11 protein-coding genes are annotated in these 13,809 nt (G+C 55.2%); 5 read left to right on the forward strand and 6 right to left on the reverse strand.

Annotation, left to right across the window (positions count from 1 at the left end; translation table 11 throughout):
- Nucleotides 1-99: 99 nt before the first annotated feature.
- From NE637_RS08605 to NE637_RS08615, 3 genes are all read right to left on the reverse strand, one after another.
- On the reverse strand, nt 100-4,017 hold the full coding sequence (locus NE637_RS08605; protein ID WP_227118246.1) for an MFS transporter: 3,918 nt from the start codon (nt 4,015-4,017) through the stop codon (nt 100-102).
- On the reverse strand, nt 4,014-4,373 hold the full coding sequence (locus tag NE637_RS08610; RefSeq protein ID WP_225530102.1) for an ArsR/SmtB family transcription factor: 360 nt from the start codon (nt 4,371-4,373) through the stop codon (nt 4,014-4,016). Before NE637_RS08610 ends, NE637_RS08605 begins: the two co-directional genes overlap by 4 nt.
- A 201-nt stretch (nt 4,374-4,574) precedes the next feature.
- Nucleotides 4,575-5,672 (reverse strand): LacI family DNA-binding transcriptional regulator, encoded by a 1,098-nt coding sequence (locus NE637_RS08615; protein WP_192113890.1) that lies wholly within the window; start codon nt 5,670-5,672, stop codon nt 4,575-4,577.
- Between the two features lie 308 nt (nt 5,673-5,980).
- Here NE637_RS08615 and NE637_RS08620 point away from each other — a divergent pair, with 308 nt between their 5' ends.
- The 4 genes from NE637_RS08620 (at nt 5,981) to NE637_RS08635 (ending at nt 9,820) form a co-directional block, all read left to right on the forward strand.
- Nucleotides 5,981-7,324 (forward strand): MFS transporter, encoded by a 1,344-nt coding sequence (locus NE637_RS08620; protein WP_192113891.1) that lies wholly within the window; start codon nt 5,981-5,983, stop codon nt 7,322-7,324.
- 4 nt (nt 7,325-7,328) lie between these two features.
- A complete protein-coding gene (locus NE637_RS08625; RefSeq protein ID WP_227118247.1) occupies nt 7,329-8,150 on the forward strand; it encodes a phosphodiesterase in 822 nt (273 codons plus the stop codon).
- Nucleotides 8,151-8,443: 293 nt separating this feature from the next.
- Nucleotides 8,444-9,028 (forward strand): TetR/AcrR family transcriptional regulator, encoded by a 585-nt coding sequence (locus NE637_RS08630; protein WP_192113893.1) that lies wholly within the window; start codon nt 8,444-8,446, stop codon nt 9,026-9,028.
- Between the two features lie 126 nt (nt 9,029-9,154).
- Complete coding sequence (locus NE637_RS08635; protein WP_215648755.1) at nt 9,155-9,820, forward strand: type 1 glutamine amidotransferase domain-containing protein; 666 nt, start codon at nt 9,155-9,157, stop codon at nt 9,818-9,820.
- Nucleotides 9,821-9,931: 111 nt separating this feature from the next.
- Here NE637_RS08635 and NE637_RS08640 read toward each other — a convergent pair whose 3' ends face one another.
- Nucleotides 9,932-10,429: a nitroreductase family protein gene (locus NE637_RS08640; RefSeq protein WP_215648758.1), complete on the reverse strand. Its 498-nt coding sequence runs from the start codon at nt 10,427-10,429 to the stop codon at nt 9,932-9,934.
- Nucleotides 10,430-10,465: 36 nt separating this feature from the next.
- A complete protein-coding gene (locus NE637_RS08645; protein WP_227118248.1) occupies nt 10,466-11,005 on the reverse strand; it encodes a flavin reductase family protein in 540 nt (179 codons plus the stop codon).
- A gap of 515 nt (nt 11,006-11,520) precedes the next feature.
- On the opposite strand from NE637_RS08645, the gene NE637_RS08650 reads away from it, so the two are divergent.
- The gene (locus NE637_RS08650; RefSeq protein WP_227118249.1) at nt 11,521-12,654 is read left to right on the forward strand and encodes a DUF362 domain-containing protein; all 1,134 of its coding nucleotides are present in this window, start codon (nt 11,521-11,523) and stop codon (nt 12,652-12,654) included.
- Between the two features lie 157 nt (nt 12,655-12,811).
- Here the strand turns inward: NE637_RS08650 and NE637_RS08655 are convergent, their stop codons facing one another.
- Nucleotides 12,812-13,315 (reverse strand): prolyl-tRNA synthetase associated domain-containing protein, encoded by a 504-nt coding sequence (locus tag NE637_RS08655; protein ID WP_256267687.1) that lies wholly within the window; start codon nt 13,313-13,315, stop codon nt 12,812-12,814.
- Between the last annotated feature and the right edge of the window lie 494 nt (nt 13,316-13,809).

Raw genomic sequence — 13,809 nt, forward strand, 5'->3', positions numbered from 1 at the left:
CATCCCCACTGCAGTGCCGATCAAAAAGATCACAAAAGGGCCGCAGGAACATATATTATTCCTGCGGCCCTTTGCATAACAGCATCCTAGGCACGCAAGCTAAACCGCATCAACACTCCCTTTCAACGCTCTGTAGTCCGTTTTTCCGCTGCCCAGCAGGGGAATCGCCTCCACATTCACAATGCGCTTTATCGCATACAGGGATGAAAGCCCCGCCCCACGCAGGGCGGCATTCACTTCCGGCAGGGAGAGCGCCATCGGGGTGAAGAGCATAATTGCCGAGCCGCTTTCTTCCGCTGTGGCTTCCACAGCCAGCGCTGGGCCTTGCTCCGGCTCGTCGCCCCGCTTGCCGAATATTTCGAGCAGCACGGATTCGATCTGCGGCAGAGAAATCATTTCTCCGCCAATCTTCACAAAGCGCTTGAGCCGTCCCTGAAAGGTCAGGCGGCCAGTTTCATCCAATCGCACAAGGTCGCCGGTGCGGTACCATGTATGGCCTTCAAACTCCACAAAGGGCGAGGGCGCATCACTCAGATAGCCGCCAAAGATGCTGGGGCCGCGCACCAGAAGCATACCGGTCTGCCCCGCCTCCACGCGCCCGCAGATATTGCCGTCCTCTTCGCGCACAAGGGCCAGTGTTACCGAGGGCATGCCGTGGCCTATGGTTCCGCACACAATGTCGCCCGGTCTGTTGACTGAAACCACCGGGGAGCATTCCGTAACGCCATAGCCCTCGCAAAGCGCCGCGTGCGGACATTGCGCTGCAAAAGCGCGGTAGACATGATCCTGACATTTTTCCGCCCCCACAAAAGCGCAGCGCAAACTTGCAAGATTTTCCGTCCCTGCGGCCCGCTCCAGCACTGCCCCAAGAAATGTGGGCGGCGCGGCCATGAGCGTAAGCCTGTAATCGCGCACCAAGGCCGCCAGCGGGCCGGGTTCAGTGGGGTTGGGATGAAAGGCGGCGCGGATGCCCAACGACAGGGGCAACACAATATTCACCATAAGGCCGAAGGAATGGAAAGGCGGCAGCATGGCAAGCACGCTATCGTCCGGATCAAGGTGCAGCACCTCCACAATATCGCGGGCATTGGCGAGCAGATTGGCGTGGCTCAGGGGCACGGCCTTGGGCAAGGATTCCGAGCCGGATGTAAAGAGCACCGCCGCTGTTTCCGGCACCGCGTATTCTTTCAGATTACGCAGCAGACGGGCTTTGAGCGCGCCGCAGAGTTTTTCACAGATGGTCAGCGATTCCGCCAGCTTGTCCAGCAGCACCCACTGCACAGGCAGGGATGCAAGGCCCAGCCCCTGACGTTCCAGCCGATCCTGCAAGGCCGTTGCGCTGAGAATATGGCTGACCCCGGTTATAGTTATGCAGTGACGGAGGTTGGCTTGCCCCACCGTCCAGTTGAACAGCACAGGCGTCTTGCCTGCCAGCAGTGCCGCAAGCCACACCGTGACCACTGCGGGCGCGGCGGGCAGCATGATGCCAAGGCGCTCGCCGGGCAGCGTCCGTAAACGGCGAGCCAGAATCAGTGCGCCCATGAGGATGTCCCTCCGGCTGCGCAGGCTTGCGCGGTCTGCCAGCAATGGCTGGGCAGGGGCGGAACGCACCTGGGTCAGAAAGGCATCGGCTATGGTTGCGGCGTGTTTGGGTATGGCAAGCTTCTGGTCAGCGGCAGGCGCAAACCAGCCAGCAGGAGCGGGAGAGTCCGCACAGGTCTCGCCAAGCTGACCGCTCGCCGCCAGCAGACAATCGCGCACCGTAACCAGAAGCTCCAGATTTGCTATAGTTGCACCCTGCGCACCTTCAAGGCTGAGGGCCAGATCCATGAGGGCCAGGCTGTCCAACCCCAGATCGCCGCCAAGGGTCATGTCGTCCGAGAGTAGGTGAGCTTCCGGCAGGTCAGCCGCCTCACGCAAGGCCGCATAGACGGCGGCGCGCACTTCCGCAGAGATATCCGCCGCCTCTGCCGCTCGGTTTTGCGGCACGGCATCCAGAATCCGCGCCTCGCTTCCCTGCCAGAAAAAACGGGGAATTTCCTGCGCCGGGCGCTCCGCCTGATTATAAAACTGCTCCAGCCAGGGGTTGAGTACACGTTTATCGCCCGTGCGGGGCAGATCGCCGGCTTCCACAAACTCCACCGTCACGGGGCGGCGGGGCGTAAAGAACAGCAGGTTGGCAACTACCACCAGCGCGCCACGCAGCAGCACCCTGCCAAAATGCGGCGCTTTGCCCGTGGCTCCGTAGCCAAAAGCACTGCCCCACAGCCCGGTTGTGCGCACCAGCACCACGCGCAGGCCGGGCATTTTTTGCAGAATAAGCGCTGCCCCGGAGTTGCCGCCAAGGCTCTCCCGGCCTGAGCGATAAACCCTCCCTGCGGGATACAGCAATACGTTGTCCCCGGCCTGCAAGGCATCCAGCACGGCCTGCATGCCAGCCTCAACGCCCTGTCGGGCCTTGGCCCCATCCTTCATGGCGTCAGGAATAAGCACGGCGCGCAGGGCCTTAGCCGCCAGCCGTCCAAGCGGGCCTTCCATCTGGCGCTCGTCGGCCAGAGGGCGTGGCGCATGATTCGCCAGCAGCGAATATACAATGACGGGGTCAATCAGCGCGGGATGGTTGGGCATAAACAGGATTGGGCCGGGGCCGGATATGGTTTCAAGCCCGGTCGTGGTCACGCGGTAGCGCAGGCCCAGCAGCAGACGCAAACATAGCCCCAAAAGGCTGAAACGCTTACCGCAAGAAAACATGCGGCTAATTCGCACAGCGGCCCAACTGATGAAAACCAGCGCCGCAAGGCCGCTGCCAGCCAGCAGCCATGCCGGGGGCACCTTGCCCAGCCATGCGAAAATCAAACCGGAAAGAAGGATGCCGCTGAAGCACGAACAGTTGGAAATCCCCAGAGTTTTTCCTTTCTCCGTGGCGGCTGGCTTTACCTGAATAAAGCTCACAAGTGGTATGAGATACAATCCACCGCAAATACCGGAAAACGTCAGCAACAAGAAAAGCCAGGGAAATTGCAGTGCCTCCGGCAGCAATGGGGCAAGGCCGGAGAGCATGAGGCCAAGGCCAAGCCCTGCGCCTGCCGGAACCATAATGCGCCGCCAGCTTGTGGCTTCGTACCGCCCGGCCAGAACGGAACCCACGCATATGCCAATCATCATCGCCACGGAAAGCAGGCTCGTAACGGTAAGCGAAAAACTGAGCTGGATGATGCCGAGATTATTGATGCACAACAGGGCAAAGGACGACAGGCAGTAGAAAAAAGCTTCCCCCGCCAGCGTGAGAAACAGGTGCGGGTCGCGCCCGCGGCACTCCAGCGCATGGAGCACGGAATGCACAGGCCCCAACAGGGGAAAGGGAGCGTTTGCCCCGGCAGAAACAACGCTTTTGCCAATGCCAAAGGCGGACGCCAGCCCGATAACAGCTATAAACACAGCCACCGCCCCCACGGCCAGTCGGCCAAAACCGTGATCCCCCTGCGGGATGAATGCAGCAAATGCAGAAAATTCGGGCAGATCCAGCACAACGCCCCCGGCGGCGATACCCAGCAGAATAGTTGCCGTGGTTGCCAGCTTGAGCAGGGCATTCACCCGTGGCACTTCCTGCGGAGGAAAGTTTTCCGGTATGGCTCCGTTAAGGGCAGGGCTGAAGATTGTGGATTGCAGGCCCATCAAAAAAACTACAGCAACCATGCCCGCCCAGTTCATATCTACAAGCGCCCACACGCCATAGAGCATGGCCGCCAGTTCCATAAATTTTGACCAGATGACCATTTTATTCTTGGGCATGCGGTCTGCCAGCCACCCTGCCCAGGCAGAACAGGCCACAAACGGCAAGGCGAACATGGCGGAGGCAATGCCCTGAATGGACTCAAGCCCCGCGCTGGCGGCAAGCAACAGGGCTGCCTGTTTGAAAAAATTGTCGTTGAATGTGCCCATGGCATAGGTTGTGCCCATGCTCAGCAGTATTTTTTTCCCACTGGCTGCCGGGAGTGATTCGGGCGACTGGCTCATGCGTTTGTTCCCTTTTTAGCTTGGGGCTGCGCAGCGGCCCCTTCTTGCAGGTCTTCTTCAATAAAGAGACGAAGTTTTTCCAGAGAATCCAGCACAACATGGTGGCGTACAGAATACAGGGCCTGCCTGCCCTCACGGCGCACGGCGAGGATCCCGGCTTTTTCCAGCACTGCAAGGTGATGCACAATGGTGGAACGACCAAGATCGAATTCTGCGGCAATATCCTTGATGGAAAGTTCCTCGCCGGGCTCAAACAAAAGCAGGATGCGCTGGCGGGTGGTATCCCCCATGGCTGCGAATACTGCGGCCACGGGCTGCCAATGTTCGGGGAGGGTATTCAGGTACGTTGTTCTCATAACTATATAACTAGTTTTTTAGTTATAAAATGTCAAATAAATATTTTTACTAATCATACAAGATAATTACTTTGAATAAACACAGGGGAGACAACATTACCATCACAGGTCAGGGGGGCAATTCCCCACGGTGGAATGCCCCCCTGCTTCCAGGTTTTTATTGCCAGCAAGGCCCTCCGGATTCAGGCCTATGGGCGTGCCCTAGCCGCCAGCGCGCGGCGCGGCTGTAGATGTGCGCGTAATGAGCTTATGACTGTATTCCACGCGGGTAATATTTCGGTCAGAGGCCGCACCGCTGATTTTATTGTGCAAAATTTCCAGCGCGTTGCGGCCTTTGTCGCGCATATAATGCTCAACCGTGGTCAGTGCCACGCCCGCAAAACCTGAGGGAAAGATATTGTCAAAGCCGCAAACGCTGTAATCGCCGGGAATGGTAAAACCTGCTCCGCGCACGGCATCTATAACGCCGTAAGCCACCATGTCGTTCACCGCCACAAAGGCGGTGATTTTTTTGTCATCAAGGCACTTGCGCGTCAGTTCAAGACCCACAATGTGTTCTATCTGCAAATTTTCCAGCTCTGTCTCGGGGCTGATATCCCGGCTTTTTACCAGCACCGAGCCTTGCGGGCACAGTTGGGCAAAGGTGTCGCGCAGGCCCTGCAATCGCTGCATGCGGATGGGATTGGCCTGATCCAGCGTGGTGGAAATGTAGGCCAGATGCTGATGCCCCAGATCGTGCATATGCCGGGCAATGAGGCTGCCAGCATCATAATTGTTCAATTCCACCGTATCCACGTTAAGATCCTGCCGCCTGTCGCCAATAACAACCATGGGCAACTTGCGGTCAGCCTTTTCAAGTACTTCTTCCGGATGGGCCAGCATGGCAAAAATAATACCCGCCATGCCCATATTGCGGGCAAGGCGCAGGGCCGCCAGTTCGCTCTCAAGACTGCGGTAGGTGGTATATATGCTGGTGGCATAGCCCTTGAGCGCGGCAGCCTGCTGCATGGCCTGAATAACAGTGGAATAATATGGATTGGTGACGTTAGGGGCCACCACAAGCACTGAGGGAACGTTTGCACACCCCGTTGCCCTTCTTGCACCCCGATAACCCAGGCTTTCCGCTGCCGCAAAGACTGCGGCAATGGTTTCGTCTGCAAACGAAACCCCTTCGCGCCCGTTGAGCACCATTGAGACTGTAGCCTGGGAAACTCCGGCTGCTTTTGCCACATGGGCAAGCGTAACTTTTTTTGCGGCGGTATGCCTGACGCGGCTCTTGCTGCTTGTTTCTGCCGTCATGGCAGCCTCCTGTTCAGTCATGGGCGATCCCACACGGCGATGCATGGAAACCAGGCCTAAGGCTTTATTCAGATTTTTATGTATCAAAAGAATTATTTTTTATTTAATAAATATTCAATTGACACAATTTTTTTCAGCGTGATATCAAACCCTAAATTTAGCCATATTCAACATTATTTTTGAAGTGGAGGCAATTAAAAAATTTTATATTAAAATTTTATTCCACCGCATGATTAAAATTCAATTAAAATTTTAATTGCACCCGCAAAAGAATTGCGGTGCTGACAGCCCACACGGAGGGTGTCTGTATGGACGACAGCTCACAGCAAAAATACGTTCCTTCCAAAAAAGAAATGCGCAAGGTCGTAATTGCCAGCCTGCTTGGCGCCACCATTGAATGGTACGACTTTTTCCTCTACGGCGTGGTGGCGGGCATTGTGTTCAACAAGCTCTACTTCCCCACCGCCGACCCCTTCATCGGCACCATCATGGCCTACAGCACCTTTGCCATCGGCTATCTTGCACGCCCCCTTGGCGGCTTTATCTTCGGCCATTACGGCGACAAGCTGGGCCGCAAGCGCATGCTCATTCTAACCATGCTCATCATGGGCATTGCCACAATGGGTATTGGCCTTGTACCCACCTATGCCTCCATTGGCATTGCCGCGCCCATCATCCTGCAAACTCTGCGCCTGTGTCAGGGCCTTGGCCTTGGCGGCGAATGGGGCGGCGCGGTGCTCATGACCTACGAATACGCCAGTGATCGCCAAAAGGCCTTTTACGCCAGTATCCCCCAGATGGGTCTTGCCACCGGCCTGTGCCTTTCTTCCGGCATGGTTGCCCTGCTCTCCTGGCTGCTGGACAACGAGCAGTTCCTGGAGTGGGGCTGGCGCTTTGCCTTCCTTGTGAGCGTGGTACTCATCGCCATTGCCCTCTATGTGCGCACGCACATTCTGGAAACCCCCGAATTCCGCAAGGCCGAAGCCAAGGGCGAAACCAGCAAAAAGGCCCTGCCCATCGTGACCGTGTGCAAAAACTACCCCGGCAACATTGCCCTGGGTGTTGGCGCACGGTGGATTGACGGCGTGTTCTTCAACGTGCTGGCCGTATTTTCCATCACCTATCTTGTGCAGCAGATCCACACCACCCGCACCGAGGCACTTACGGCGGTCATGTTTGCGGCCCTGCTCATGTGCCCCTTTATTCTGATCGCTGGCCGACTGGCCGACCGCTTTGGCCGGGGCCGCATTTATGGCCTTGCCAGCCTTGCCTGCGGCATCTCCATCTTCCCCTCGTTCTGGCTTATGCAAAGCAGCGGCGGCAATATGTTTCTGGTTGGCCTTGCCATCGCCATCCCGTTGAGCATCTTTTACGCCGGTGTTTTCGGGCCTGAGGCCGCTCTGTTCTCGGATCTCTTCCCGGCTGAAGTGCGTTACACGGGCATTTCCATCGTCTACCAGTTCCCGGGCTTCCTGGTTGCGGGCATAGTGCCCGGCGTGTGCACCGCCCTGATCCAGTGGAACGATGGCGATCCCTTCTACATCTGCATCTTCGTACTCGTAGCCGCAGCAACCAGCGCGTTCTCGGCCTTTACCATCCAGGCGCGGCACAACAGACTGGCTGCGCAGGCTGCAGGAACCGCACAGGATTAGCATCATGCGTATATTGCAACTTTCAGACACGCACCTGCGGGGCGACCACAGCCTGTCTTTCAGGGTGGTAGATACCCGGCGTTGCCTGGACGAAGCCGTGGCTCACGTGAAAAACCTGACGCAACAGCCGGATTTCATTGTTATCACAGGCGACCTAGCTGACAGCGGAGACCTTAACGCATATCACATCCTGCACGACGAACTCTCGCCCCTTGGGGTGCCAGTGTACGCCGTGCCCGGCAACCACGACCGGCGCGACCGCCTGCGCGAGGTAATGCCCCACTGGTGCCCGGCCAAGGAAGATATTGCGCCCTACCTCTGCTATACGGTGGAGGAGGAAAACCTGCGGCTGATCATGATGGACAGCATGAGCCCCGGCTCCCATTCCGGCCACTTCCCCGCCGAAACCGGCGACTGGCTGGAACGTGAGCTGGCAAAGCGTCCGGATACGCCAACCATGTTCTTCATGCACCACCCCCCGTTTGTTACGGGCATGGGTGCCATGGACGAACCTTTTGAAAATATGGAGCGCTTTGCAGCAATTGTAGAACGCAACCCGCAGATGCGGCTGTGTTTCGGCCACATGCACCGCCCCATCGTCACAGAATGGCACGGGCGGATCGCCATGACGGCACCTGCGGTTTCCATGCAGATAGACCTTGATCTCTCCCCCGAGGGCGGCGACACCTTCCGCATGGAAACGCCGGGCTATCTGCTCCACCACTTTGACAAGGGCGTGTGGAATTCCCACATCTGCCAGATTGCAGTGCAGGCTACGTTTGCCGGGCCGTATCCCTTTGCTGGCTCGGTGAATCCTACCCAATAGTGTTTCCCGACATGAAACACCCGCGCAAGCGGGCCGGGGCTGCCGACATCGGGTCGGCAGTCCCGGCACCCTCTTGAAATCAAGCCATCATACCTGCATTCCCCTCCTTATTTTCTGCCCTGCTTCTGCCAAATCGCTTATTTTGAAACAGCTTTAGCAAGTTCAGATAAACTTCTGTCCACGTCTCCCTGCACCGAACAAGACCAGACTCTTGGCAAGTTGCCCGTCCAAGTTGATAAAAACTGACCGCAGCAGATATTGACATCACTATCAGACCGGTCTAATTTTTAGTCATGAAAGAAAGCGCACGAGAAAAAATCATCGCTGTAGGTGTTGAAATAGTCGCTGTTTCCGGCTTCAACGCCACAGGCATAGACGCCATACTCAAGGCGGCGGGCGTGCCGAAAGGCTCGTTCTACCACCATTTTGGCACCAAGGAAAACTTCGGCATTGAAGTCATCAACCTCTTTGCTGAAAACTATACAAAAAAATTGCACGGCTATCTTGATGATGAAGCGCTGGCCCCGCTCCAGCGCATCCGCAGGTATCTGGAAGAAAGCATTGAACGTACAGTGCAGGACAACTTCAGCAAGGGTTGCCTCATCGGGAATCTGGGGCAGGAGTTGGCCGCTCAGAGCGAACGGTTCAGATGCCGCCTGGAAGAAGTCTTCCACGACTGGCTCGGGCTGTTTGCCAAGTGCCTGCACGAAGCGCAACAGGCTGGCGAACTGAATCCGGGGCTTGATCCCCAGTCGCTTGCAGGCTTTCTCCTTTCTGGCTGGGAAGGAGCCATTTTGCGGGCAAAGGTCATGCGCTCGCCCGAGCCACTGAAACAATTTGTGAACGTGCTGTTCACAAGGGTTTTAACAGCAGGGTAATTGTGATGCCGCAGCAAAACCGGCTGAGCCTGAAGCTGCTGGCCAATCCCGCGCATGCTCGGGGCACTGCCAGCCAAAATCTGCGGCATCCCCAACCACACCACACATACAACAGCGAGCATTCTTATGAACGCGCAGAAAAAAATACTCATGGTTACGACGAGCGCCGATGCCCTGACCAACGGCAGAAAAACAGGCGTGTGGCTTGAAGAAATCGCGGTTCCCTATATTGCGCTGGCAAAGGCAGGCCTCTCCATAACCGTTGCCAGCCCCAAGGGCGGCGCAGTGCCAGTTGATCCCCACAGCCTTGATGATGCCTCTGTTGCCAAATGGCCCGACATCCTTGAACTGCTGAAAAATTCTGCACAGCTCAAGGATATTCAGGCTGAGGGCTTTGACGCCATCTTCCTGCCTGGCGGGCACGGCACCATGATGGATTTTGCCACCGATGCCGAGCTGAAACGCCTGCTCAACGATTTTGCCAAAGCAGACAAGATAATTGCGGCAGTGTGCCACGGCCCGGCCGGGCTGGTAGGTGCCAAAAAGCCTGACGGCTCCCCCCTTGTGGCGGGCAAAACCATAACGGCCTTTACCGATGATGAAGAAATTGCCATGCAGCTGGAAAAGGCAGTTCCTTTTATGCTCGAAACAACGTTGCGCAGCGAAGGCGCGAACTTTGTAGTCGGCCCCATGTGGGCCCCGCATGTGGAAGTGGACGGCAAGCTTATAACCGGGCAAAACCCGGCCTCCAGCGAACCCATTGCCCAGGCGGTTCTTGAACGTCTGCGCTAAGTTATCTCGTACAAAAACATCAACGCCCGGTTCCCCATTACTCAGGGGAACCGGGCGTTTTTCGTTGGCCTTGGCCCGGCTTCGACACAAGGCCGGAAGCCGGGGCACAAATTATTTCACGTAGTGGATGCGCTCTGCATTAAATCTGTCCTGCTGCGTTTTTTGCTCCGCAGGATAGCCCAGGGGGAAGATGGCAAAGGCCCTCTGCCCTGCTGCCACAGGCAGGATTTTCTCTACCTTTTCCATCCGGTCTTCGTCAGGGGCCACACCAAGCCACACGCCGCCCAGGCCCAGCGAATCCACCGCCAGCCAGAGGTTTTGCATGGCTATGGCAAGATCAATCTGCGCATATTGTGGAAAGCGGCAGCCATCCTGCCGATAGGCAGCCACAATGGCCAGGGGGGCATTTGCGGCGCACCCGGCATAGGGGCTGACCTGAGCAAGCGCGTGCAGCTTTTCTCTGGATGTCACCACATAAAAATCCCACGGTTGCTGATTGCCTGCAGAAGGTGCGGCCATGGCGGCACGCAAAATCTGCTCGACCTTGTCACTTTCAACGGCGCGGTCTTCAAACTTGCGCACGCTGACCCTGTGGAAAATCTCCTTCATGGGAACCCCCTTGGTTATTGTGCTGCCAAATTCAACTTATTGCAGAATGTATGCGGTGACAATTTCGCCATAATAGGCTATGTGCGCATCCCGGTTTGCTCCAACTGCGGAGCCGTCAACATCCTGAGGATAAAACTTTGACTGGTATTCGGTGATCAGGCTGGGGAGATCCTGCTTCTGCTTGTATACGATCTTGCACTCAAGGGTGAGGGGCAGCTCCTTGATGGCGGGCACAGAAACAAGTTCTGAATCCACAAGAGTCAGGCCTGCTTCAGAAATTTTATCCAGATTGCGCCCGCATTTGGAGCCGCAAATGCCGAGGATTTTTTTGCTGTATTCGCCAAAGGGCACATTGACCGTAAATTCTGGATTTTTATCCAGCAATTCGCGTGTAAAGCGGTGCTCGCGCACATAGGCCACAAATACCGGGCTGGACCAGTCAATGCCGAGGGTTCCCCAGCCAATGGTCATGCTGTTCACCCGGCCATCTGCCTTTGAGGTAAGCAATATACCCTTGGGCAGAGCTTCAAGAATATTTTTGGCGTATTCGGCAACAATAATTTTTTTCCTTTCCATAATTCAATCCTCATTTGGGTGGTAATATACTGCGGGCTTAAAAGCCCGTCGGCAGGTTTGTGGGTGCAGCCAGAACGATAGTTGGGGAGGTGCGGCTCAAGTGGACGAGTTCATACTTTTTCATACAAAAATATCTGTGCTCCGTGTTTTGCCATATGATTATTAGACCGGTCGTATAATAAGTCAAGCAGATTTATTTCAAACTCCATATGGTGGAGGCACGAGAGCGTAACCGTTAGCATAACTTTATGATTTTGCAGGATCAGGCAAATAAACAGGAGGATCGTGCTAGCAAGCAGCGCCCTGCCAGAGGTATGAGAATGTCGGGATCATGGCGTGCCCGCTCTTGGCAGTTCCCTGCCGCAGGCTGTATTTTCCCACTGGAAGCCATGCAGACATGATGGCGAAAAACAACATGGGGCAATTGAATGCCATGTGCCGCCCTTTTTAACTTGCGCACAATTGTGCAATGCAATCATTACGGCCAACACTGCTAAACGCGAAGGTGAATACTTATGGAAAAAGCAAAGGTGTATTTTACGGATTTTCGCACCAAGGCTTTTGGCGATGGTTTGCCCACCAAGCTGAAGAAAATGATCAAAAAAGCTGGCATCGGCCACATTGACATGAAGGGCCGTTTTGTTGCCATCAAACTGCATTTTGGGGAGCTTGGCAACATCAGTTACCTGCGCCCCAACTATGCGCGTGCGGTTGTTGACACGGTCAAGGATTTTGGCGGTAAGCCTTTCTTGACCGACTGCAATACCATGTATCCCGGTAGCCGCAAAAATGCCCTGGAACATCTGGAATGCGCATGGCAGAACGGTTTTACGCCCCTCACGGTGAATTGCCCCATCATCATTGGCGACGGGCTCAAAGGCACAGACGAAGCCCTGGTGCCCGTGATGGGCGGTGAATATGTCAAGGAAGCCAAGATTGGCCGCGCCGTTATGGATGCCGATATTTTCATCAGCCTCACCCACTTTAAGGGGCATGAGATGACCGGCTTTGGCGGCGCCATCAAAAATATTGGCATGGGTTGCGGATCGCGCGCTGGTAAAACGGAGCAGCACAGCAACGGTCAGGCCAATATCAACGAATCGCTGTGCGTTGGCTGCAAGGCCTGCATCAAGCAGTGCGCCAATGACGCCCTGCACTACTCCGCCGAAACCAAGAAAACCACGGTCGATCACAATAATTGCGTGGGCTGTGGCCGCTGCCTTGGCGCGTGTAATTTTGACGCCATTTCTTTCGCACATGATGCCGCCATCGAAATGCTCAACTACAAAATGGCGGAATACACCAAGGCCGTGCTGGACGGTCGCCCACACTTTCATATTTCGCTGATTGTGGATGTTTCACCCAACTGCGATTGCCATGGCGAGAATGACGCGCCCATTCTGCCCAACATCGGCATGTTCGCCTCATTTGACCCGCTGGCGCTTGATCAGGCCTGCGTGGATGCCTGCATGAAGGCCAAACCCTTGCCCGGCAGTCAGCTTGTGGAAAATCTTGCGAAAAAAGGATTTGTGGATCACCACGACCACTTTAAAAATTCTGGCCCTGAATCCGAGTGGCGTACCTGTATGGAGCATGCCGAAAAAATCGGCCTTGGCACACGCGAATATGATCTGATTGTGGTGAAGTAAGCATATTATTACAGATGTGAAAAAGGCCGGGGCAACCCGGCTTTTTTGCGTTATGCCGCATGAGCCAGAAGTCTTAATCGGCAAAGGGCAAAACACGGGCAAACACTATGGCAATATAACCAGCATTAATGGAGCGTACATTTAAAATTGCAAGAAATCAGCCATCCAGCGCGACCATATGGATACGATTTCCATGCGCCGAAACAGAACGGTAAAGGTCATCAAAAGAAATCCAGACGGTTGCCGTGTTGTCATTGGGGTGAACGCCAAGGCAGGGATTACCCTCTAGTGCGGAGTCAAATACAATCTCAACTTCGCAGCCTTCATCATTAAGAATACCAAAAGGAGTTACTTCCCCTTGGGCCAAATCCAGATACTTGGCAAGGCGCTCTTGCGAGGCAAAGCTTAGCCGTGAAATACCCAGTTTTTGCTGCAAGACCTTCAAAGGTGCTGTCTTGTCGTTGCACATGGTCACAAGAAAATGCCGCTTCCCAGCGGAATCTCGCAAAAAAAGATTTTTGCAGACATCACCCTTAAGATTAATCTTCAGGGCCTTTATTTCATCAATTGAGAAAACGGCCGGATGCTCCGTCACGGTGTACTTCACTCCAAGCCGCTTCAAGTAGTCATAGACTTTTTGTCGCTTCTCAAGATCAGACATTGCACCTCCATAGCAGCGTATCAAAAAAAAACATGTTCCAAGAGACTGGCATTCACGTTTGAATATTGCCCGTACGTCATACAGAATCATACAGAAAACTAGTTTAAATCCAAGCTTCTGCTGATGCAAGGAAGAGCATCAATATACTGGGGGAGGAGTTGAGTGTGTAGCAGTCTGATTTACTCAGCTCAACCTGATTTGTTTATCACCTTTAGGGAAAGAGATTTCGCCATCCGGCAGTGTTTGGGACGCCTGGAGACGAGCCATTTCTCCTCCTCGTGGAGCTTAAGTCTTTTTATTGCCCTTCGGGCATTGTATTCCGCCGTCCGGCGGAAGTTGGGACCCTGTGCGGCGCGCAATTTCGTCTCCCCGTGAAGATTAAGTTTTTTTACTGCCCTTCGGTCACTGTATTCCGCCGCCCGACGGAGTTTGGGACGCTGGTGCAGAGCAATTTCTGCTCATCGTAGAGTTTGAGTCTTTTGCTGCCCTTCTGG

This window comes from Desulfovibrio desulfuricans, assembly GCF_024460775.1.
Taxonomy (GTDB): domain Bacteria; phylum Desulfobacterota; class Desulfovibrionia; order Desulfovibrionales; family Desulfovibrionaceae; genus Desulfovibrio; species Desulfovibrio desulfuricans_E.